14 protein-coding genes are annotated in these 24479 nt (G+C 36.6%); 1 reads left to right on the forward strand and 13 read right to left on the reverse strand.

The features are described from left to right. Positions 1-148 precede the first annotated feature (148 nt). From M2373_RS21340 to M2373_RS21365, 6 genes are all read right to left on the reverse strand, one after another. Positions 149-3490, reverse strand: a complete 3342-nt coding sequence (locus M2373_RS21340) for a DEAD/DEAH box helicase (RefSeq protein ID WP_259113349.1) — start codon at positions 3488-3490, stop codon at positions 149-151. Between the two features lie 226 nt (positions 3491-3716). Then, entirely contained in the window at positions 3717-8528 is a 4812-nt protein-coding gene (locus tag M2373_RS21345; RefSeq protein WP_259113351.1) for a DNA repair ATPase, read from the reverse strand. Positions 8529-8860: 332 nt separating this feature from the next. Continuing rightward, positions 8861-10870, reverse strand: a complete 2010-nt coding sequence (locus tag M2373_RS21350) for a flotillin family protein (protein WP_259113352.1) — start codon at positions 10868-10870, stop codon at positions 8861-8863. A gap of 351 nt (positions 10871-11221) precedes the next feature. After that, complete coding sequence (locus tag M2373_RS21355) at positions 11222-11875, reverse strand: hypothetical protein (RefSeq protein WP_259113354.1); 654 nt, start codon at positions 11873-11875, stop codon at positions 11222-11224. Between the two features lie 3 nt (positions 11876-11878). Next, positions 11879-12580: a PspA/IM30 family protein gene (locus M2373_RS21360; RefSeq protein ID WP_259113355.1), complete on the reverse strand. Its 702-nt coding sequence runs from the start codon at positions 12578-12580 to the stop codon at positions 11879-11881. A 20-nt stretch (positions 12581-12600) separates the two neighbouring features. Next, positions 12601-12996: a YbjN domain-containing protein gene (locus tag M2373_RS21365; protein ID WP_259113358.1), complete on the reverse strand. Its 396-nt coding sequence runs from the start codon at positions 12994-12996 to the stop codon at positions 12601-12603. A 124-nt stretch (positions 12997-13120) separates the two neighbouring features. Between M2373_RS21365 and M2373_RS21370 the strand changes: the two genes are divergently transcribed. After that, the gene (locus tag M2373_RS21370) at positions 13121-13717 is read left to right on the forward strand and encodes a helix-turn-helix domain-containing protein (protein ID WP_259113360.1); all 597 of its coding nucleotides are present in this window, start codon (positions 13121-13123) and stop codon (positions 13715-13717) included. Positions 13718-13720: 3 nt separating this feature from the next. Here the strand turns inward: M2373_RS21370 and M2373_RS21375 are convergent, their stop codons facing one another. From M2373_RS21375 to M2373_RS21405, 7 genes are all read right to left on the reverse strand, one after another. Then, positions 13721-14194 (reverse strand): TLP20 family protein, encoded by a 474-nt coding sequence (locus tag M2373_RS21375; RefSeq protein WP_259113361.1) that lies wholly within the window; start codon positions 14192-14194, stop codon positions 13721-13723. Between the two features lie 71 nt (positions 14195-14265). Then, positions 14266-15513 (reverse strand): phthiocerol/phthiodiolone dimycocerosyl transferase family protein, encoded by a 1248-nt coding sequence (locus M2373_RS21380; RefSeq protein ID WP_259113363.1) that lies wholly within the window; start codon positions 15511-15513, stop codon positions 14266-14268. Further along, positions 15510-16775 (reverse strand): condensation domain-containing protein, encoded by a 1266-nt coding sequence (locus M2373_RS21385; RefSeq protein WP_259113364.1) that lies wholly within the window; start codon positions 16773-16775, stop codon positions 15510-15512. Before M2373_RS21385 ends, M2373_RS21380 begins: the two co-directional genes overlap by 4 nt. Positions 16776-16779: 4 nt before the next feature. Next, complete coding sequence (locus tag M2373_RS21390; protein ID WP_259113366.1) at positions 16780-19176, reverse strand: glycosyltransferase; 2397 nt, start codon at positions 19174-19176, stop codon at positions 16780-16782. Beyond that, entirely contained in the window at positions 19169-19960 is a 792-nt protein-coding gene (locus M2373_RS21395; RefSeq protein ID WP_259113367.1) for an alpha/beta fold hydrolase, read from the reverse strand. Before M2373_RS21395 ends, M2373_RS21390 begins: the two co-directional genes overlap by 8 nt. Next, positions 19951-20250: an acyl carrier protein gene (locus tag M2373_RS21400; RefSeq protein ID WP_259113369.1), complete on the reverse strand. Its 300-nt coding sequence runs from the start codon at positions 20248-20250 to the stop codon at positions 19951-19953. The genes M2373_RS21395 and M2373_RS21400 overlap by 10 nt, the downstream gene beginning before the upstream one ends. Continuing rightward, positions 20238-24473 carry a type I polyketide synthase gene (locus tag M2373_RS21405; protein WP_259113370.1) on the reverse strand — a complete coding sequence of 1412 codons (4236 nt, stop codon included), beginning with the start codon at positions 24471-24473 and terminating at the stop codon, positions 20238-20240. The genes M2373_RS21400 and M2373_RS21405 overlap by 13 nt, the downstream gene beginning before the upstream one ends. Positions 24474-24479 lie beyond the last annotated feature (6 nt).

Consider the following 24479-nt stretch of genomic DNA (forward strand, 5'->3'; position numbering starts at 1 on the left):
GTTATTACAATAAGTTGATTGGATGAAGCTGTGTTTTCAAGCTTCGCGAAGCAAATTTATTTGCCTTTGCTTTCTAAAAATAATGTACAAAGTTGAATTGAAACATTGCGTTTAGAAATAATAGAGGCATAGAAAATTTAAACATTTTCTATTCTAAAATTTCCAGCAAATCACTTTTTGTAAAGCCTTGCCAACTAGAAGTATCGGTTTTTATCAGATTTTCGACAAGCTTGCTTTTTTTCTTTTGAAGATTCATGATTTTTTCTTCAATGGTGTCAGAACATATTAAACGGACTGCAATTACGTTTTTGGTTTGCCCGATTCTGTAACTTCGGTCAATCGCTTGGTTTTCGGAGGCAGGATTCCACCACGGATCAACAAGAAAAACATAATCTGCTTCGGTAAGATTAAGTCCTGTACCACCAGCTTTTAAGCTTATAAGAAAGACACGGATATTTTCATCAGTCTGGAAATTATTCACTATTGTACCGCGGTCTTTGGTCTGTCCCGTAAGATATTCAAAAGGAATATTTTTCTTGATCAGTTCATCTTTAATAAGATCGAGCATCCCCACAAATTGCGAAAACACCAGAATCTTATGCTCTTTCGATTTATTTTCAATCTGTTCCGTGAGAATTTCTATTTTCACGGCATGTTCATTCGAATGACCTTCTTTTAATAGCACCGGAGAATTACAAATCTGTCGGAGTTTCGTTAAGCCGGCCAATACATGAATTTTGTTTTTAAGCATCTCATCGTCCGTAGTTCCTGAGATATAATCGCGCAATTCTTTCTCGTAAGTGTCGTAGATGGCGCGCTGTTCCGAATTCATTTCGCAGTAAATAACCATCTCCGTTTTTTCGGGAAGTTCTTTTGCCACCTGCTTTTTGGTTCTTCTGAGAATGAAAGGCTTTATTTTTTGCTGAAGCTCAACGGCACGTTTTGTATATTCAAATTTATCAATAGGAATGGCGTAAGTGTCTTTAAAAAACTGCTTGCTTCCCAATAATCCGGGGCAAGCAAAGGAAAGTTGTCCGTAAAGATCAAAAGTATTGTTCTCAACGGGCGTTCCGGTCAGAACGATTCTATTTCTCGATGGTAATAATCTCGCGGCTTTATATTTTTCAGAATTTGGATTTTTAATGGTCTGAGATTCATCAAGAAAAATATAATTAAAATTAAACTTTTTTAAGAACTGAATATCCGAAAGCAGCATTCCATAGCTTATCAACACGACTTCATATTGATGCATTTTATCGATGCTTTTCTTTCGATCAGCGCCGTAATGAAGCAATACTTTGATGGAAGGAGCAAATTTTTCAATTTCCTGCTGCCAGTTGAATAATAAGGAAGTCGGAACAATAATCAGATTAGTTGTGTGACCGTATTTTTCCCTTTGGTACAGGATAAAAGCAATAATTTGAACTGTTTTTCCCAATCCCATATCATCGGCAAGACATCCACCGAAATTAAATGTATCGAGAAACGCCAACCAATTCAATCCTTCCTTTTGATAATCCCGAAGTTGAGCTTTTAATTCTACAGGAACAGGAATTTCAGGAATATTTTTAACATCTGAAAACTGTTGGGCGTAATTGTTGAGTTCATGATGAATTTCATCGCTTAAAATTTCCTTTTCAAAAAGATTTGAGACTTCCGTAAAATTAATTTTTGGAATTTTTAATAATTCTTCATCAATATCTCCAACCTGAAAATATCGGGTGATTTTTTCGATCCATTCATCAGGTAAAATACCTTGAGATCCGTCGTCCAATTGTACGAATTTTGCCTTATTTCGGATGGCTCTGTGAAGTTGTTTTAAAGGTGCTTCTTTTTTTCCGAAACGTACGCTCAATTTTGCATTAAACCAATCTACACCGCTTGTTACCACGATGTTAATTTTTGCCCGGTGAGGATTCAGTTTCGTATTTTTTAATTCATTAAATCCAAGAATTGTAATGCCTTCATTTCGCCACATTTCAAAGGCTTCCAGAAACCAATTATTATCCAGGAATTTATCTTTGTGAAGATAGAAATACTGGTATCCTCCGAGTTGTTCTTTAAAATCATCATGTTGCTGCATCACAACGGCTGTCAATTGATTTTCAGCTTCAATATTTCGTTCTACTTTAAACTCATTTCCATTTTGGTCGGTGTCAAACAATTGTTTTCGGGAATAAACGGCAACTTCTATCGCTCCATATTTCATCACCGGAGTCAAAGAAATGTAATTTCCCTTTTGCTGAAGATAAATAATCCGCTCTGTATGAAAGCTTTTCTCCGCCGATTCTACCGGAGTTGCCTTTCGGATATAGCTGTAATTGATATGAACATATTGCTCCAATGAAGATAAAACGGTGTTTAAAAATTCATCATATTTCGATTTATGAACAATGAGAATTTCATTATTTGATTTAAAAAAACGGATCACACGAAGCAAATCGGGATTATCGATAAGATGAAGCGTGTTTTGATGATAAACAAACTGTTCGTTTCTTATCACCACATTTTTAAATGGAATTGAAGCATCATTAAACTGCAATTCTCCCGTAATTTCGTAAAAAGGATCTTTCTTGAAAACGGTGAGTTGTATTTCAGCTTTTAAAATATTGAGTTGTACAGAAACCAAAGATTTTGATGAAATTGTTTCTGAAATATTATGATCATGATAATAAACCGCCAGTTCCAAAGGATTCTGCGCGATCAGTTGTAAAGCCTGTATTTCTGCAGGACTTTTTTCTTCACTGAATTTGGTCTGAAAAGTAACAATCGCTGTATAAAATTTGATTCCCGAAGGTTGCTCTGTATTCCAGATCAGTTGCATGGGATCGACAGTTGTAATCGGGTTTTTTATTTTTCCGGTTTGGGTAACATCTGCTTCCATCAACGAAAAATTGAGTTGATTGTAAAAACGATGTCTTCCGATCACCAAGATTTTCTTTCTGTCTGTGTCTTTTGTTGCCAATTCTTCCAATATCGATGGTCGTTGCGGAAGAAGTTCTTGCCTGAAAAGCTGTTCATCAATTTTTACAAGCTCTTTGATTTTAGGCTGAATATCCAGTTTTCCGTCTTTGTATTCCAATTGGAAATAAGCATCAAGATGAGGTTCATTTTCCAGTCCGAAACCTTTTGCCGTAGAAATTAATGTTCGTTGTCTCAAATGATAATCAAAAAAGATCCGGAAATTTTTCTGCTCAATAATGGCATGAATAATTTCAGCCTGATGTTCACAAAGTTTTTGACTTTCGTTGTCACAGGAACAAGCCGTAATCAATGAAGAACCAACCTGACTCACGGAAACATTCGGATAATCAATTGTGGAAATAGACTTGGTGAAAACGCCTGCATTGCACTCCAAAGCAAGAGGGTAGATGTCCCGAAAATCTTTGTTCTCGATAAATCCTGCATTCTGAGTATGTTTTAAAAGATCGTATATCGAAAGGGTAGTGATATGGGTATCCGGTAAAATATATTCTTTGGGCAGCTTCATGAGTTCGGCAGGAAAATGATTAATTAATCTGCCAATTTACGTAAAAATGAGAAAGTGTATGGTTAAAAAAAATAATAAGGTTTCGACAAGCTCAACCTGACATCGCAACAAATAAAATGTGTGATAAATACAGTTAGTATTAGATTTGTCAGTCTGAGCCTGTCGAAGACTCCAATTAATAATTATTGAAATCAATAGAATAAAAAATCATATTCAATTGAAGAACTTATGAATTTTTCAAAACTTCCTTAATGCCTTCCAACCCTTCACTGAACTGCGAAAGAAGCGCAATTACCTGTGCCATTCTATCACTTTCACCAAGACCTTTGAGCATCTTGTTTTTCACAAAAGTCTTTTTGATTTCTTCCCAACGTACCTCTTCTTCGGAATTCATAATATTCATTAATTCTTTTAGCTTTAGCATGTTAGATTCTGCGCCGGTCGTCAACGTTTGAGATTCATTCTGATAATGATTCAAAACAATTTGAATAACTTCTTCACCTTTTAAAATAGGCTGAATCTGGGTAATCAGTTTATTCATATTTCGGTAAGAGCCCTGAAGTTTGAATGGCGGTTCGTTTCGGTATTCATCTGACATTGCGGCAGAAGCGATATACTGACTGTTTACTTTCAGTACAATATCACGAACCTTCATAGTATTTTCTAACACCTTTTTGAAATCTGCAATTTCGTTTGAACTGAAATTACCAAGCAAATCAATATTCGGATTGTCCGTTAAAACTGCATCATATAATCGGTACAGGTTTTCCATTCCGGGCTGGGTCAGTCGGGTCAGATAATCATTTGAAGTCAACGCATTTTCAATTAAACTTAAATCAAATAATTCTGTTTTATTTCCCGAAATTTCACCCAAATTATAGGTATCAGAACGGTTGGCCAACATATCCGGAATTTTGAATTTCTCGCCATTTTCGGTGTAAGGATTTCCTGCCATCACGAGACAAAAACGTTTAGACCTCAAATCATACGTTTTGCTTTCACCATTGTAAATTCCTTCAATTTTTCTCTGCCCGTCGGCAAGAGAAATGAATTTTTGCAAAAACTCAGGATTACAGTGTTGAATATCATCAAGATAAAGCATCACGTTGTCGCCCATTTCCAAAGCAAGATTCAGTTTTTCGAGTTCCTGTCTTGCGCCTGCGTTTTTTGCTTCACTCGGGTCGGTCGAAACAATATCATGCCCAATCGAAGGTCCGTTGATTTTCATGAAAACCAAGCCCATTCTGTCCGCCATATATTCCATCAAGGTCGTTTTACCATAACCTGGCGGCGAAATCAGAAGCAGCATTCCCATTCTGTCGGTTCTTTTGTCATTTCCTACAGTTCCCAATTGTTTGGCAAGATTGGCCCCGATAAGAGGGAAATAAACATCACTAATCAACTTATTTCTTACAAATGAGCTCAAAACCTGAGATTTGAAGGTGTCTATTTTTAAAGATTTCTTCTTATCAGTAATCCATGTGGATTTTAATTCTTGCAATTGTTTGTATTTCAAAACAGTGACGTCGTTGAAATAACCAAGGCGAGAAGCAAATTCATAATAATTAAGTGTGTATTCTGTGTCTTTTTCTAATGATTTTAATCCTTTTAAAACCGCTTCATAAGCAATCTGCTGAATATTTTTTTCGTTAAAATTCTGAGTGACCAAAAAAACAGCAACTTCCTGTCTGATGTTTTCTTCAATATTTAAATTTTTACTAAAAATAAATGCCTGAAGCGCACTTTCAGCAATAGAGTAACATGCGGAAGGGTATTGATATAACGCTTCCAACTGATCTATAAACTCTAAATCTTTCCCTTTTTGCTTAAGATCCTCAAGGAAAGCTTGATATAAATTTCCTGCCTTTTCAGAAATAATAAAATTTTCTCTGTTTTCTCTTTTCAGGTAAATAGCAGCGTTTTCATAATTGATTTCAGTGAAAAAATTACCAATTTCAGCAAAAGCTTTAATTTCCGAAGATAATTCTTGAGTTAAATATTTAAAACCTTTTTCTGTCGTAAAAGATTGTGAAATTAAAGCAGCAACTTCAAACTGTTTTGTATAATATTCTTTTCTCTCATTATTTAAAAAACTCCAGAAAAGATGGGCAACAGAGCGCTCTTGTGGAGTAAACTGCATCAATCCCAATTCATTATGCATCTGCTGAAGCTTAGTGATAATAATTAAAGCATCCTCATCGTGAATACCTTTTACCAGGCCTTCTCCAAAATGCTCAGTCAAAAATTGCTGAATAATAGTTCTATTTTGTTCTTCTGTAAGAATATTTTGATGGGTCGAAAAAATATTCCAAGCTAGATATTCAAAACGTTTTACCTTTTGATTTTCAGAGATATATTCCTGATTCCAAACGTCTTTATAATCGGAAAGAGTTTCAAAATTTAAAGGTTCGTAAAAACTTGTTCCTGTTAAATGATAATAATACTGTGCGTTTTTCAGAACCATCGTAAGGTCGAGTTTCTGTTGATTCACTGCAAATTTATAATCACCTAAAGCAATCACCTTGTCGCCGTCTACATAAATTTCCTTTTTATCTTTCAGCTTTCTTACAGATTCCTGTTGAGATGTTTTCAGTAAGGTCTGGATTTCTTCCGCTTTTGCAGAATCTTCCATTTCCATGAGCTGTCGGGCCATGTCTCTCACTTTTTCCACCATCAAATCGGTCGCGAAATAACCATTAATTTCATTTTCGCTGTCGAAAGTTTCGGCTTTTGTCTGAACAGATTTTAAAATTCTTCGTGCAGAATCGGATAAATTTTGAGTACGCTTATTTCTGGATTCAGTAAGTTGAACTCTTTTATTTTGAAAATGACCGTAAACTTCCTCTCTTTTTTCTTCTATTTTCTGAATAAATTCTTCAAAATCAACGAATTTTGTTTCCATATCTTCCAACTGAATAGAAAGTTTGGTAAGATATTCATCACATTTTTCCGGAGTCTGAGAAAGTTCTAAGAAATTGATAACCGATTGGTCAAACAACGTCATCTGAGCCTGAAAATCTGCAGACAATTCTTTCCCTGAAATTTCTCTTTTTCGTTTTGAAAGTTCAAGTCTTTCCTGATTCAATCTGGCAAAAATCAACGAAATATTTTCAATAATCTGTGTTGATTGAGACGTGTCTTCAATTTTAAGATTATTAACAATATCAACCAAAAGTTCCAACTGACCGGATAAATTGTTGATTTCTTCTTCAATCGTTTTAGAATCAATTGCTTTTTGAAGATTGACAATTTGGTCCGTAATATTTTCGGCTCTTTCCTGATAAGGCTGTAACGAATTTTCCTGAAGCAAAAAGCTTACACAAGCATTTGAAAGCTCTTCTGAACGTATTGCCAAAGATTTTTCTAAAGAATCTAATATGGTTAAATCTGCATATTTCAGTTCTCTCGCGCTTGTAATTTCGCCTCGTAAAGCACGAATTTGGGAGAGCATATCGATATATTCTGTCAGTTCAGAATAATGGATCCTCTTTGTATCATCAAGAATTTTCTTGCAAGATTCTTTGATTTTTTCAATGGCTTCTGCGGTATTCTTTTTCTGCTCAACAACCTTTTCATATTCATTGATAGCAGAATGGGCAATTTTCCTGATTTCTTTTAAAGGTTGATCGAGATGCTGTACTTCCTCTTCTCCCAAAAAGTAATACGCATCCATAATCGTTGTTGAAAGTTTTACAATATCATCGTAAAGTCCGCTGTATGAGTCTTTTTTGTTTAATAAAGTAATCAGTTCCTGACTTTCCGCCATTACTCTTACAATATCCTTGTTGCCGATTTTGTAGATTAAATTATCAGACTTTTCAGGATTTGCTTTCAGCTCTTTTGAATAAGGCGACTGCCAAATCTGGGCAAGATGATGTTTGGTCGTTTCTGTGCTTTCTCGGAGATAAATTAATCTTCCGTCATTTAAAATCGTAAAACCACTGCATCGAATCGGTGTTTCGATGGTTTGAGTGATGATATTATAAGAAATTAGCTGATAATTATTGGTTTTATCATCGTAGAAAATATACAGGAAATTTTCACCATTGGGCTCGGTTACAGTTTTTAGGTAATGAAGACGGTTCTGGTCTTGTGAAATTACCTTTAAACCTCCCGTTTGTAATGCGTAACCATTTGAAAATAAAACGCCTTGACTTTCTGGAAGTAAAACGCCAGCATGTTTCAAAGCATCAACTCTGGAAACCGTTTTTTCTTTATGATTGTAAATGAAATAGCGCTCCGTTTCCTGATATGGTCGGATTTTAAATAAAACCAAATTTCCCAAATCACAGAAGTGAATTTCTGCATCATCGAGATTTTGGTCTTTATGTGTAACGTCCTCAGAATAAATACCTTTTCCTGTATCGGTGTTGTCTTCGATTTTAATGGTAATATCTCCTCCGATGGATTCAACGAAAACTTTATCGGCCAAAGAAACGTGCGGATATTTTCCGTTTCGTTGCATATCTCTGGTTGCTTTCGTCCATGTAAAGCCATGTTGAGGAGGGTAGGAGACTTCGGAAGCACTTCTGGAATCTACATATACCAACTGATTTTCCTTAATCAGCCATTTAAATGCTTTGATATCCGAGGTACTTTCAGAAAGCTGGAAAACCATATACAAATAGTTTTCTGTGAAATAAAAACGGGCAAAAAAGGTATTTCTGTAATATTTATAAAGATTTTTGAACTCATCAACGAAAATTTCATCATTGATTAAGGAGTAATCCTGTGGTTCAAAACGGTTATTATTAATTTTATGAATGGAAAATACATCGGTGATATTCACTTCACTCTGCATTCCCAAATGAGCATTGGAGCCGAAAATCAGAAGGTCATTGAACGAAAAAATATCTTTTGCTACACAATTGTGGTCGGTAGAAATTCTTTCATTGGCAATCAGAGAAAAATCGATACCGCCGAAAATACTTTTACGGCTGTCATTAAGCTTGTAAAGTTTTTCGACAAGGATATTTTTCTGCTCATTCAGACGGTTCTGAATAATTTCGTATATACCGGAATTAAGTTTTTCTGACATAATTTTGGTTTAAATAGTTTATAAACCTGTTTTTTTAGGTTGGTAATCGCAAAGGCGCAAAGTTTTTTAATAATATTTCAATCATTAAGACACAAGGATTTTATCTTCGATAAAATTAATATCGTCTTACTTCGAAAATCTTTGATTTTCTTGTGGCTTAAAAACGTTTTTAAGGTTTAAAAATCTTTGAGCCTTTGCGTTTTTTCAACAAAAATTTAGTTTAAGCAAGTTCATATTTTGTTAAAAAAACTCCCAAAGTTTTCACGAAAAGTCGCTAAAACAATGAGAGTTTTACTGATGTTTATGTTGAGTTCAATGGTTCAGAAAACTGATTATTTCAACGGTTTGTTTTCAACTCCTAAATGTTTTGCCATATCGAGTGCTTTACCCAGAATTCCTTTTTCGTTCTGGTCTGCAACACCGTTTAATTTAAATATCAATGAAGCGATGCTCATGTTTTTGATATCTTCGGATGAAATGTTGTATTTATTCACCATTCCCATCACTTTGCTGATGATATTTTCGTCACCGCTCAGTAAATTTTCCTTTAGCAACTGTGCATTTTCACTGTGGCTGATGAATTTATCCAGTCCTTTTCCTGCAGAAACCTGACGAACTACATTGTCGAAGAACGTGTTGTCTCCACCAACGATATCGATATTTGCAGATTTGAATGCTTCCGCTAAAACTAACGATTGTGCTTCTGCAATATCTTTCTGAATAGAAATTTGAGCCAGTTCCACTTCTTTTTCTTTCGCCAATGTCAAACGGAATTCTTCGTGATCTTTTCCTGCTTCGTTCAATTTCTTCATTGCTTCAGCTTTTTCGGTGATACCTGCTGCTTCAGCCAATGCCTTTTCTTTAATCACTTCCGCCTGAGCAATTCCTTCTTTTCTGATGGCCTCTGCTTTTTTCTCGATAACGATCGCTTCTACAATACCTTGTCTTTCTGCAACATCAGCTTTTGCCTGCATTACCTGAGCTTCAGATAAGCCAACTGTTGCTTCTTCTTTAGCTTTGGCATCGGCGATGATTTTACGAGCTTCTGCTTCTTTCTCTGCAGCATCTCTCTTAGCTTGAGCTTCAATTACGTATTTCTGAGCATCTTTTTCTGCTGCCAGTTTACGCGATTCTGCAGCTTTTGTTTCTTCGATTAATTTTTTCTCGGCTTCCTGAGTCGCCATTGTGATTTCTACCTGCTTGTTTCTTTCTGCGGTTTTGAATGCTTCTAAATCCTTGATTCCCTGCTGTTCTTCCACAACGGTTTTTTCCATTGTCAATCTTTCGCGGATCGCATCCTGAATGGTTTTCTTTTCTAATTCAATGGCTTTTTCTTTTTCAATTTGTGCCAATGAGACGATTCTTTCTCTTTCTGTTGCTTCCAATGCTTTGTCTTTCAAAACTCTTTCAGTTTCAACAAGATCTGCACGCTCTTTATTTTTTGCAGCAATAACGACCTGACGAAGTTTATTTTCTTCTGCAATCTGTAATTTTTCTTCTGTGGCGATTCTTACCGTTTCATATTTTAAACGCTCTTCTTCTTCAACTTTTAGAATTTCAGCATTTTCACGGGCTTTGATATTGGCAACTTCTCTTTTTTGGGATTCTTCTTTTTCGGCTAATTGTTTTTCCAGTTCAAGAATCGCTTCACGGGCTTCAACATTCTGTTTAGTGATGGTTTTTTCCTCATCTCTGCGAACCTGATTTGCTTTAATATTTTGATTAGCCGTTAATTCTGTGATTTTTTTAATACCCTCTGAATCTAAGATATTGTCTTTGTCTAATTTATCGATGGAAGTCTGTTCAAGGTAATCGATCGCACAGTCGTCCAGAACGTAGCCGTTTAAGTCAGTTCCGATGATATCTAAAATTTCCTGACGAAACTCGCTTCTTGCTTCATATAATTCTGTGAAATCGAATTTTTTACCGACTGTTTTTAAGGCTTCTGAAAATTTAGCTTCAAAAAGTTCTCTTAAAGTATTGGTATCTGAAGCTCTTTGGCATCCGATGGTTTGTCCAACATTAATAATATCATCCACCGATTTATTGACTCTGATGAAAAAAGCCACCTGAATGTCGGCTCTCATATTGTCTTTACAGATCAATCCTGCTTTTCCTTCTCTTGATATTTCCAATTTTTTTACAGAAATATCCATAGATTCCATACGATGGATGATCGGGATTACAATTCCTGCATTGAAAAATACTTTCGTTCCTCCGTAACCTGTCCTGAGAATCACAATTCCCTGAACCGTCTTTTTGTACATTGACAACACCCAAAAGATGAGTCCGACAGTAGCGATTACGATTACAATAATTCCAACAATTAAAGGTATATTCATAAGTTTAATAGTTTATATGTTAAAAATGTGTTTTTTTAAGAGCTTGTTTAAATTAAAATTTTATAATTCTGTTAATTTTTTTAATGCAAAGTTTTACTTCAACTTTACCCATTATTTTTAGAAAGCAAAAGCAAATAAAATTGGCTTTGCGAAGCTTGAAAATACAGCTTCATCAAATTAACTTGTTGATTCTTCTTTGCTCACTTAAATAAGTAAGTCTTTAAATAAAATCTCTGCGTCAAAAAATGAATAATGTTTTTAATAATTAATCAAGTCTAAACAGTCTCTAAGTGAAAAATGATAAAATATGGTCGAGGATAATGATAAAGAGAGTGAACATGGTTTTTAGTTTTAAAAATTAAAACCAGTATCTACGACGTAAAATTTTCTGTTCGGTTCTTCATCTACAATCATCACTCGCATTCCGTGTTCCAGTTTTTTTCCATCCTTGCTTTTTACCATCAGTGTCATGGGATCGCTCCCGATGAAAACTTCCATCATCCCGATTTTATTTCCTTCGATGCTTGATTTCAATCTGCCTTCTCTCCCCAAAAAATCGTGAGATCTTTCTCCTTTATGATTAATTTCTTTAAAGAAAGGATTTAATGGTTTTAAAATAATTTTAGTTAAAATTAAACTGCCAATCAGCAACGGAACTACCATCAATGCTTCTGCCCAATTCGGCAACGGAAGAAAAACATTGAGATAAATAGAACCCAGCCACGTCAGCAAAAGAACAAGCGTAAGGAAATACGTCATCGGAACAATATCCAGATTCAGAAATTTCAGAAAATGTGCCCAAGCTGAAGGATCGTTTGAGATATGAACATGTCCGTCCGGAGCGTCTATGTCCAAATCCGCATCTACATCAGAATCTATTCCGACATCGATATCCAATCCTGTAAGCATTGTAAATACCCAGTAAATTACCGATAGCGCTAAAAGCACACTCAAAACCGTATTTACCGGAGAAAAAGCAATATTTAAAAATTCCTGAAAGGTCATTTTTTACCCTTTTTTTAATGATTCTTTTAATTTCTGTAAAGCATCTCCTGCTTCTGTATCTTCATTTTTCAATAAAGCATCAATTTCTTCATCGACAGATTTTCCTGTTTTTGAAATCTCGAGATAAGCCTCTGCCTCGGCTTCCTGCTGAATAACTCTTTCTTTCAGCTTTTCCAGCATACTTACCGTTCCGTCTGTGTCAATCTGTGTCATTTTCTGATTGATGTCTCTCGTTGCTTCACTCACCTGAACTCTGGCTTTTAAAGTTTTCAGTTCGGTTTCCCATTTAGAAATGCTGGATTTCAGATAATCGATATTTCCCTGCATTTTGTCGCATTCTCCGTGAATTTTTTCGGATTCGGCTTTTAGAACATTTACATTTTCCTCTGCCGCAGCTTGTTTTTTTAAAGCTTCTTTAGCTAGTCTGTCCGCTTCTGCGGTATCAACTTCTCCTTTTTCTGCTTTCTGAACCAAAAGGACTGCCTTTTTGTAGTATTCTTTTGCTGTTAATTCTTCAGTTTCTGCTTCATTTTTCTTGCGAATCGACAATGCTTTTAATTGAGCCAATGCTTCGATTTTTTCGGCAAGCTGTTCTTTCATTTCTCTGATTCCCTGTTCTGTCAGTTTGATAGGGTCTTCAAAATCTTCGATTGCAGAGTGAAGTTCTGCCTTTCCTATATGTAATAATCGTTTGAAAATGTTCATTTTAAATGTTTTTTGTGAAATTATTTACTCATTTCAATCATTTCATGGGTAAATTCTCCTACAAGAATCCCTAAAGAATTGATAGAAGCCATTAATTCGTTCTGCGCCATATTATCCGTGGGAAGCGTGTCTCTGAAAATTACACGTTTTCCTGTATTGTCAAGGGCAAAAGCACCGTGTACAATGTCTCTGTTTTTCTGGAGAAGGGTTTTGTAAATTTTCTCGCTCGGATTTTTAACTTCAAAAAGAAATTGTTCCATAATAAGGATAGAATCCGAAACGATAAGAATCATGTTTTTTATTCCGTGGGTTTCTTTTTCTATAATGAGAATTCTGCGGGCCTCATCATCCAGTGTGATATTAAACCCACTATCCAACAGCCATTCTTTAACAGTTCTAAATATTTGGTTTTTCATAAGCAATCACGTAGTGTTTTCTAATTTTAGTTTCACAAATATAGAATAAATATTTGCAAAATGCAAATATTTTTAGCAATTAATCTGATGGAATTAGCTTATATTTGCAAAAAAGATTAGACTAATGAGCTTTTTCGGGACTAATATAAAGAAGATACGTCAGGTGAGAGGATTGAGCCAAAAGGCCTTTGCAGACTTATTTGAGCTAAATAGAGGAGTGATAAGTTCTTATGAGGAAGGACGTGCAGAACCAAAAATTGAGACATTATTAAAAGTTGCAGATTATTTTAATTTGGATTTACATGATTTATTAACCGAAACGTTGCAGGTTAATCAATTAGCGAGTGGATCTGATATCGATCATTTAATATTTTCGACAGATCATCATGTTTCAACTGTTTCTAGCATGGATCCGAACGCTGTGGTATTGCAAAAAATATTAGCTAATATAGATTTGGTTTATGAATTTACGAAAAGCAATAGTCTTTTATCTAAATATAATTATGGTGATATTTTATTTTTAAATAAAGCCGACATCAAAAATGATCCGTTTTCTACACTTCTCGCAAACATAGACGGAAACTTGAAATATTATTCTGAAATAAACGAAGAAGAGAAAAATAATTCAGAGTTATATAAAATTGTAGGTTATATTTCATCTGAACAAAAAAATATCCTTTCTGATATTTTAGAAAGGATAGATATATTAGAGCGAAAATAATTTTTAATTATTTGTTTCTGCTGAAATTTGCGGTTGCCTGTACAAATGCCTTTTCAGTTTCATGATCGGAAGGTAAGTGAATAAAACCGAAAGCAAGCCAGCCAAAACTCCGACCAATACGGCCATTGCAGCTGCATCGAGTTTGTAAAATTCAGATAAAATATATTGGGCGAACAATAAGCTTATTAAAACCAATGAGCCTGTAATTAAACCATGTAAAATGCTTAGTTTGGTCATTAATTTTTTTAAATTAAGCTGATCATCCACTGTAAATTCAATTGCATTCTGACTGGCGGCATCGGTTACTCTTTTAATGATGTCAATGGTAAGAACAACCGGTAAAAATATCGCCATGGGCAGTGTTAATCTCGCAAGACATTGTGTTCCTTCGAAGAAATGGGTATATCCCAATTCATTAAAACTCGCATAGGCAATAATGAAATTAAAAAATACATTTGGAAGGACATAAATGATCATCCGCTTTCTTAAAAAGCGATTCAGCGTAGTTTTTTTGATTGGTTTCGGTTGAGCCTTTTTTATTTTAAATTTCATGAAGTCAACAGCTCAATAGCTTTATCTTTTATTTTTTTCGCTTCTTCTTTTGGAAGAAAATTTTCATTAGACATAAACGTAAAATCCATTTGCTGGTTGTAAGTTGTCGTCACCAACGTATTTGAATTTAACCAAGGAAATGCAACTGTCGGACTGAAAATGGTTTCCAGCGTGAAATTTTTATACTCACTCGGAATATCAATTTTACCCATATTTGACAGCGTAATATCATGTCCGCCTTTGCTTGATTTCAACAAGGAAATCATACGGTCAACAATAGGATGCATATTTTCACCCATCCACAACAGTTCTCTGGCTTCGGTTTTTTCTATTTTTTCAAGGAGATCTTTTTTAATGTGTTTTGCATTTTCAAATAAATCCTGAGTTCCTTTTTTTAATGATAATTCAACCGTCGGTGCAAATGCAAATATATGATCCTGTTTAATTTCCGGAATAAAATGACGAACATCTACCGGACTGATCACTTTTCCTTTCGCATTTTTACCCTGAAATTCTTTGAAAGCCTGCATAAAAGCTGAACACAATAAAGCGTGAACAGAAATTCCGTTGGCTTTACATTTTTCAACTATTTTTTTGGAAACAGCAGCATCCAATTTTCGGTGAAGGGCATAATTTTTTCCTTGATTTCTGTTTTTGCTTTTAGATTGCATTAGAAAAAACAGTTTCGCCATCATTACATAAAAACGGGCTTTTCGTTTCTTCTTTTTTAAATTAAAATCTGCTGGTAGAAAATCATTAACGGAACCAAATCCTTCGTATGAATTAAATTCAATGTTAGGATCATCCAGTAACGCTAAAAGTTCACGTATCAAAGTAATGCCTGTTGTTCCGTCACACAAACAATGAGGCATTACCCAAAGAATTTCTGAAGCCGTTGGACTCTTCACCCAAACGAGCTGAGCCATTGGGTTTTTCTTATCCTCAAAAATCCTGTACCATTCATTTTCAGATTCCAAAAGCCAATCCTGATCGGTTTTTCTTTCAACAATGCGAAGCGGAATCGGTGAAATCTCTTTTTCTTCAACAAAAAAAGGATATGTTGCACTCTTATGATCAATAGAAACCCTCAACAAAGGATGTTTCTGCTGAATTTTATCTAAAGCAATTTTAATATTCTCTTCTGAAATTTCACCGTTGATTCTTGCGGTGTATACAACATTTAAAGGTGTTTCAGAATCAACATACATGATTCTTTCCACCATCATTAATTTTCTTTTGATCATGATACGGCTAAAGATTCTAGTTGTTTTACTGTTTTAATCACCTCATCTCGAATGGCGAGTGCTTCATTCTGTGGCAAATACCCTTCACTTCCCATGAAAGCAAAATCCATCTCGCCACGGAAAGTAGAAGTTACCATCGTTGTCGTATTTCCCAAAGGCCCGATCACAGACGGACTGAAAATATTTTCCAGGGTAAATTCTTTGTATTCATGGGCAATCGGAATACGTCCTAAATTTGAAAACATACAGTCGTTGGAAGATTTTCCGTTCTTCAATAATTTAGTGAAATTCGTCAGCGCATCGTGGGCAGATTCCATCACCATCATCGTGATGTATGGATTGAGCTTTGATGTTTTTTTCTCTACGGATTCCTGCATCAGTTTTAAATTTTCTTCAAAACCGAATTTCTTGTTTAAAGAAACCACAATCATCAATCCAAAAGCGAAAATATGATCAGCTTTAATCTGATTGGCAAAACGTCTGATATCAACAGGACACGAAACTTTATTAAATGCTTTTTCTTTCCTGATTTTCTGAAATGCCTTTAAAACCGTTGCGCACAGAAAAGTATTGACTGTCACTTTCTGAGATTTACAGTAAGAAATCAATTCCTGGCTCGTCTCTTTATCGAATCTCCAGTTGAGTAAATAATCGCTTTGTCGGTCAGTTGTTTTTTTATTGACTGGAATGACTTTGATGGCTGTTGCCGCCAGTCTTCCGATCATTTTTGCTTTAAATTTTTGTCCGCTACTGTTCAGAATTTCGCTTGGAACAACATCATGAATTCCCAAAATTGGATGTTCAACACCAATATCGTAATTCGGATTGTCCAGTAATTTTAAAAATTCGTCCAGAACAGCCATTGCAGAGCCACCATCACATAAACAATGGTGGAACACAAACATCATATCTGAGGTTTCTTCACCTTTGATCCAGACAAATCGCATAAGCGGTTGTTCTTTGTAATTGAATAGTTTATACCACTCTTTTTTTGATTCTTCCAGCCAGTCATTTTCTTCTTTTTTAGCTAAAATTCGAATTGGAATTTTTACTTTTTCTGAAACCTCAAACCACGGAATATTTTTTTCATCATGTTGAATGACAGCTTTTAACCAAGGGTGTTTTTCCTGAATTTTTTCTAAAGCATATTGAATGTCTTTCAGATTAAATGTTCCCTTTAATCTAAAAGGAATTACCGTGTTGAAAGGTTCTGTTCCGTCGCCAAGCAACATTCGTTCGCCAAATAATAATCTTCGTTTCATAGGCTTACACAGGAACTAAAGTGGATTGTTCAACAAAATTTTCCAGCAATTCTACCGCGCGATCGTTTCCTCCAGCATTAATTAAACTAGATTGAACTTCCTTCGCTGCATTTCTGTACGCAGGATTTTCCAATAATTCAAAAACTGTTTGGCGAAGTTCATCAACACGCAGTCTTTTATATCGTATACTAATTCCACAACCTGCTTTTACAATCAGTTTTGCAATATGAAAATGATCGTAAGCAATTGGTGTGATTAGCATTGGTAATCCGTTGGTAAACGTATCATTCACGGTATTGAAACCGCCATGACAAATCACGGCATCCATGTGAGGCATCAAAGCAGATTGAGGTACAAAACTGCTCACAATAAAGTTAGATGGCCATTCCTCGAAAATTTCCGGTGGAGTAGCAGCGATTACCGTTACAGGCTGATCTGCAAATGCGGCAATGACTTTTTCGAAAAATGCTTTTCGGATGTCTACCAATAATGTTCCTAACGAAACAAATATTTTCGGAGTTGTCGAAGCATTTAATTTATCCCAGTCAAAAGGAGCTGGATTTGGACGCCCTTTTACAGGGCCTACAAATTTCATATGGGTTGGAACTTCTTCAAAATCCGCAAATTTTTGTGAGGTGAATATTAAATTTAAATGATGAGAATGAATGAAAATTCCTTCATCATCAATTCCGACTTCCTTTTGAAGAGTTTTAATTAAATTCTGCTGCCATTCAAAGATTTTCGGGGCACTGTTTTCTGTGTCACCCATTACATCGGGTGGAACAGGCGTTGTTGTCACACACGGAATATTATTTTTATGAGCAAAAAGCGCTCCTCCGAAAGTGATACAATCGTTCACAATAACATCAGGTTGCCATTCTTTGGCCAATGTTTCCAAACCGGGCATCATCATTTTAGCGAAAGGAACATAGGTTTCTTCCAAAGCCAGTTTCATCACTTCAGGACCTGAACAGGCAGGGCCATCATCCTGTCTTTTTAAAATTCTGGCGATTTCATCCTGATACGGAATCAAATCTTGTTCAGGATAAAAATAACTTCCGCCTTCCGGAATATGTTTGTTGTCTAAAGGCGTAATTCCGAACCATTTTACTTCGTGACCACGGGCAATTAAACTCGCTCCAACGCTCAAGGTAGGACTGATATGCCCAAAAAATGGGGGAACAACAAATAAAAATTTAGACTTCGGTTTTTCCATAGTTGAGTTTGAAATGGCATTTTCCAGTAAATTGGCTGCTGTTGCGCTTCCTCCAGCTTCGATGAAAGATTCGCGAACGGTTTCGGCTGCTTTTTTATATTCAGGATTGGTTAAAATATTTTGTACGGCTTCGTTTAAATGATGCGCTTTAAAACGGTTAAAATTAAGTCGTTCGCCTGCTCCTGTACGCACAACACGACCCGCAACATGCGACTGGTCATACGCAATCGGAATCACCACCAACGGCAAACCGTTTGATAAGGTTTCGGAAACTGTATTGTGACCGCCGTGAGAAACAACGCCGTCCAAATGAGGCAGCAAATCCAATTGAGGAACTTGCTGATAGACCATAAAGTTCTCCGGCCATTCTTCAAAAAGCTGAGGGTCTGAAACTACAACAACCGTTAAGTTTTCATCTTTAAAAGCATCAACCACCTTTTGGAAAAATGCTTTTTTATGCTCGTGGTCGAAAGTTGTTCCGATGCTTACTAAAATCTTTTTTCTTGGAGTGCTGTTGAATTTCTCCCAGTCAAATTCAGAAGAAACACGACGTTCCGTAAGAACCGGACCTGTAAATTGGAAATTCGATTCCAAATCCATTTCGCCAAAGAAATATTGTGATGTTAAAACTAACGTCAATAAATCCGAACAATCTAATGCGCGGTTTTCTTCAACACCCAATTCCTGCTGTAAAGCGATGATTTGTTTTTCTTCCCACTCATGAACTTTCGGAAGCTCGCTCATTATTTTAATAGCAGCTGGAGCGGTAACTGTCGTAGCATAAGGCAAACCTAATTTTTTCGCAGCAATGGAAGCCGCAAACAACTGATGGTCGCCAATCACCAAATCAGGTTGATAAACTTTTAACAAAGGAATAATCCCGTTATAGCAATGTCTGTTTAAAGGAATCAGCACATCTTCGTACAGAAATTTGATGCTGTCGATTCCGTAAACGACTTTTTTAGAAATAATATCGAGATAGTTTTCGCTTTCTCTTTTTTCTTCGTCCGTCTGGTCGTATTGAATCAATAATAATTCTCCGCCTTCCGGAAGTTTATGTTGTAATTGTTGGTCGAGACTTATCCATGCAACCTGATGTCCTCTTTCCAGAAGAGTGGCACCGATGCTTAAGGTAGGATTCACATGACCTGTCAGTGGTGGGACTATAAATACAAATTTAGCCATGGTTTTGTGATAAGGTTTTTAATGATTTTGATAAAAAATGGGCGATGGTTTCTGCAATCAAAACAGGTTCCTGAATCGGGATGTTGTGATCTCCCTGAATTAATTTTAATTCTGATCTTCCGATTTGATCATTCAGCCATTCTCCCGTTGGTCTGCAGTTGGAATCTTCACCGTACATCAACATTGTCGAAGGTTTTAATTCAGAAAAATTAACTTCACTAAGGAAATGTTTTTCCTTAATCATATCCGCTTTGATGCTGGTCTGATTAAACAGAAATTCATACATACGATGATTTTTTTCCATTTGTCTTTTACCCATCTGTACTTTGGTGGTGTCGCTAAAATTGGCTACATAATGCTCCAGAAACTCTTTGCTGTATTCATCAATAATATTTCTGGCTTTTTCGTCCTGAGGGTCTGGAGCTTCAATAACAACCAGCTGCTCAATGCGATTCGGTGCTTTTAAAGCGGTTTTTAAAGAAATTAATCCTCCAAAACTATAACCGACAAGATGCGCTTTTTCAATATGTAAAGCATCCATCAACGCCAAGACATCGGAAGACATATTTTCCAGATCGTAACCGTCTGTAAAACGTTCGCTCATGCCGTGACTTTTCAAATCAAACATCACAACATGGAAGTGTTTCGCCAGAATCGGAGCAATATTAAAATAATAAATAGACAGGTTGCTGAACATCCCGTGGATCATTACCACAGTGTGTTCAGCCCCTTTGTTGAGTTCCTGAATATGAACCTTTTTATCGTTAACAGAGATTATTGGCATTCGTAGATGTAATTGATAATCATACTTAAATCTAGGTTAATCAACTCGTCCAAATCCATTGAAGACAGCCATCCTGTAAAGTCGATCTGGTCTCCAAAATGCTCTTTGATTTTTTCTGAAAATGAAACGATTTCGATGCTGTCCATTTCCAGATCTTTCGTAAAAGAACTTTCAGGCGTAATGTCCATTTCCTCTACAAATTCTTCACCGATAACTTCTGTGATGAAACCTTTTAAAAGAGTGAATAATTCTTCGTGATTTAATTTTACTGTCGTGTTTATAGTGTCCATCCTATGATATAATTTTTATGTTTAATTATTTTGATTTCTGTTTGATTGATCCATAAAGAATCTTCTGTAATTTTCTCGACTTCGAAGTTTTTCGGGTTTCCTTTCAGTCCTGTTCCGACGAATTTTCCGTAAGCTTCTTTGGCTACCCAGAATTTGGTGGTCCATTCTGACTGATCTCTGTCTTTTAATAAGGCTAATTCGTTATCAGTAAAGACCAAATCGTAGAATCCCGAGCTTCGTTCTTCTATGATTTCCATATCGATTCCGACCGGTTTTCCGCTTTTTGCAATTCCGACCGCATCTTTTCCTTTATGTGCCAAAGAAATGTGAATGTCTTGCGTGGAATCTCCTATTAAGAATGGTTTTCCAACCTCATCTTTCCCCACTTCAAAAGTGATAGGGAAGCAAGGGTGATTTTTTTCCTTTTTAAGAAGATTTCTCACCGCATCTTTCACGGCAACACGGCTTACCATATAGCTTTTCCTCTTGTTTGGAAGCAATGTTTGATGATGCTGTTTTTCGGTTTGATTGAAATATCTTTTCAGAATAAAATCCCAAGAAGCAACCCTTGAATATGCTTGATGAAAGAAAAATACTTCAGGAGCGATTTCCTCCGAAAGACGGTTGTGCAAAGGCGACATCGAAACATTCCAAAGTGCGGCATCGATTTCCAGACGGCGGTTTTGCCATCCTGAAATTTTGCACCAGACTTTTCCGTTTCTAGTTAAAAGAATGTCTCCGATGGCAAATTCGTCATTCATTTCAGTCAGACTGCAGGTACATTCGAAAATACCGTCCTGATCGTGTAAATCTCCGAAAAATTCAATGTCTTTGATTTTTACAGGGAAAGCAATTCTGTCTTTTGTTAAAGTTAATTGCAACCAAAGCCCGAATAACTGTCCTGCATTATCCAACAACGAACCTTTTCCGCCATTTCCTTTTATTTTTCCGATAATTCCTTTCGTTCCGACCTTTGAAACTTCAGTAATTCCCTGATATTTTTCACCGTGGAACATATGCATTTCATAGATTTCTTCGGGAGTTCTTTCAATGGGTAATATTTCGCCGATGGAAAGATTGAAGGTAGGATTAGGTCTTGCGGTTGAGGTTAATACAACTTCAGCATTTGCAAAATTTTCAATATCCAAATACGCATGATTGGCAGATTTCCATTCTCCTTTTACGGTTTTTTCGAAAGGTTGGGCAACGTTCATCCATTGAAAAACGCTTACATTCATTATTTTATGAACTTGCGATCCTTGTATTTCGGCTTGTGCAATTTCTGCTAACTGTTCGAAAATCATCGTCATCGGAATCACGGGTTCCATATCGGCCACTTCATGCCAGCCTTTTGGCTGTCTCAATAAGCTATGGTCGATGAGGTAAGGGTGAGTTTCCAACGTCACGTATAATATTTTCTCAAAATTCTTGCTTATCGGAGCCTGAACTTTCGGCAACACAACATTCGGGATTGAAACTTTCGGACGATCCTGAAATAAGGTTAAAACTTCCTCCTGCATTTTAATCATATCTGAAATATTATCCTGAAATGCCTGAACCAATGGATGTCCTGTTTTTGCAACGGTCGCAGTAGCTTTTTGCTTCGGAGTATCGATCGATTTTGCTAAATTTTTAATCGCTGCAAAATCACGGATAATCGGTGAACCTAATTCCAGTTTAATACCTTTTCCGGATGATTTTTTGGATTGATTTTGAATATCTAAAAAGTCCAGTGCAACTGTTTTTCCTTCCACGAATAATGCCGCAACCACTCTTTGAAATTGAGCCAATGCAGAACGTGTCGCCACGCTTGAAGCAATCGTACTGAAAGCTTTTCCTTTCAACGTATCATCAATAAATCCAATTAATCCGCCAGTTCCGACCTGAATGAAAAATCTTGCGCCTTCTTCGTATAATGTATCCGTCAGTTCACGGAAACGAACGGGTTCCACAAGATGTTCCGCACTCAGTTTTCGTATTGATTCCTGATCAGCCGGATACGGTTCCAAAGTCGTTGCCGACCATAATGGAATTTTCGTCTGCTGAAACTGTGCTTTTTCCATTCCTGCCAAAATCACATCTAATTTATCAGCGATAAAAGGCGAGTGAAATCCTGATTGGAAGGGCAGTATCTGATGAAAGATCTGTTTTGATTTTAAGATTGGAACCAATTCATCCAACGCTGAATTACTTCCGCAAAGAATCACCTGATTCGGGCAGTTGTCGTTGGAAATATATACGTTCGGAATTTCTTCGATGATGGGCTTAATAGTTTCAATTCCTGCTCCGATGGCGATAAATTTAGAATCTTTTAATTCAAAAGTTTCGGGATTTAAAACATCAATAAGAGCTTTCACAGAATTTACTTCCGCTAATTCAGAAGAGTAGCCCGCGAGCCATTCTCCCAAACTGTGACCAGCATTCATATCAGGAATAATTCCTAATTTTTTTAATGAATTATCGAGAATACTGCAGTTGTTGAAGATATTTAAAGCGTCATTTAACAATCCTTCGCCTTCCGTTTCAATCGGTGCGTTGATGTTGAAATAACGGCTAACACTTTCGACTTCGCCTTTTGCTAATCCATCTAATCCAGGGAAAACAAAAGCTACTTTTTCTCCGTTTTGCAATAGAGGAGTATTGGTGTACCAAATATCCTGTTTGTTGCGCCACGGATTATTTTTAGCAACAATTTTAGTCGCTTTTTCAATTCTCGCAGGAGTTGGTTCGAAAATCGCGACTCGGAAATTTCCTTCTCCTATCGTTGTTTCATTATTTTGTAAAGCGGTTAATAATTCTTCATGCGTGGGTCTGGCCAAGATTAAAACTTTATCTTTTTTAGGCATATCATAGCCTTCCAATACCACATGTGCATTGATTCCTCCGAATCCGAAAGCATTCACCGCCGCTACTTTTGGTAAGCCTGTTTTCGACCAGTTTTTTGCTTCCTGAACAGGTTCGAATCTTGTTTTCTGCATTTCCGAAGTTGGATTTTCGCAATATAAAGTCGGTGGCAATGTATCGTGATGCAAAGCCAGACAGGTTTTAATTAAACCGGCAATTCCCGCAGCAGGCATTGCGTGACCGATATTCGATTTTACAGAACCGATTCCGGCAATTTTAGCGCCTTCTTCTTTTCCGAAAAATTGAGCTAAGGTTTGCAATTCCGTCTTGTCACCAAGTGGCGTTCCTGTTCCGTGAGCTTCCAGATAACCGATTTGATTTTCATCTAAATCTGCATTCGCCCAAGCCTGTTGCAAAGCTTTCAACTGACCTTTTACCGCGGGACTCATCACACTGGTTCCGTTGCCATCGCTGCTTACGCCAACTCCTTTAATGACTGCGTAAATTTTATCCTGATCACGAACTGCATCTTCCAATCTTTTTAAGACTACAAATCCGCAACCTTCACCAATCAATAACCCATCTGCGTCACTGCTGAAAGGTTTGATTTGCTGTTGGCGGGACATGGCACCCAACTGAGCAAAAATACTCCAGAACGCAGCATTTTGCCCGGTGTGAACGCCTCCTGCAATCATAATATCAGAACGACCTCTTTGTAGTTCCTGAACGGCATGATCAACGGCTAATAAAGCACTTGCACAAGCAGCATCAACGGTAAAAGCAGCACCGCCCAAATTGAACCGGTTAGCCACTAAAGAAGCCACTAAATTGGGGATTAATCCCATTGCCGTATCGGCAGCAAAACGTCCTTTCTTTTCCTGAAAAGCGTGTTTTACTTTTTCAATATCGGCAGAAGAAACTTCGGGTAACAATTCCTTTAACAAAGAAGAAATTTGTTCCCCGGTTCTTACAATTTCGATAGCACGGGTTGCGCCTGGCCCGGTATAATTCCCTTTCCCGATGATAATTCCTGTTTTTTCCAGCGAAATATTTTTCTTAAAAATTCCGGCATCGTCCAAGGCTTTTTGGACTAAATCAAGCGTTAATAAATGATCGGGTTCAGTTCCTTCAACCGCTAATGGCAAAATTCCGAAAGCGGTTGGGTTAAATTCATAATCAGAGATAAATCCACCACGCTGACAATAAAAACGGTCAACCGGATTCGTGCTGTCACTGAAATGAACAGGATCGATTCGGTCGGCTGGAGCCAGCTGGGTAGAATCTACTTTATTGACAATATTCTGCCAAAAAGTATCGGCATCCTGAGCCCCCGGAAAGACGCAAGAAAGACCAATTACTGCAACATCTGTTTTTTTCATACATTC

The sequence above is a fragment of the Chryseobacterium sp. JUb7 genome (assembly GCF_024806495.1).
Taxonomy (GTDB): domain Bacteria; phylum Bacteroidota; class Bacteroidia; order Flavobacteriales; family Weeksellaceae; genus Chryseobacterium.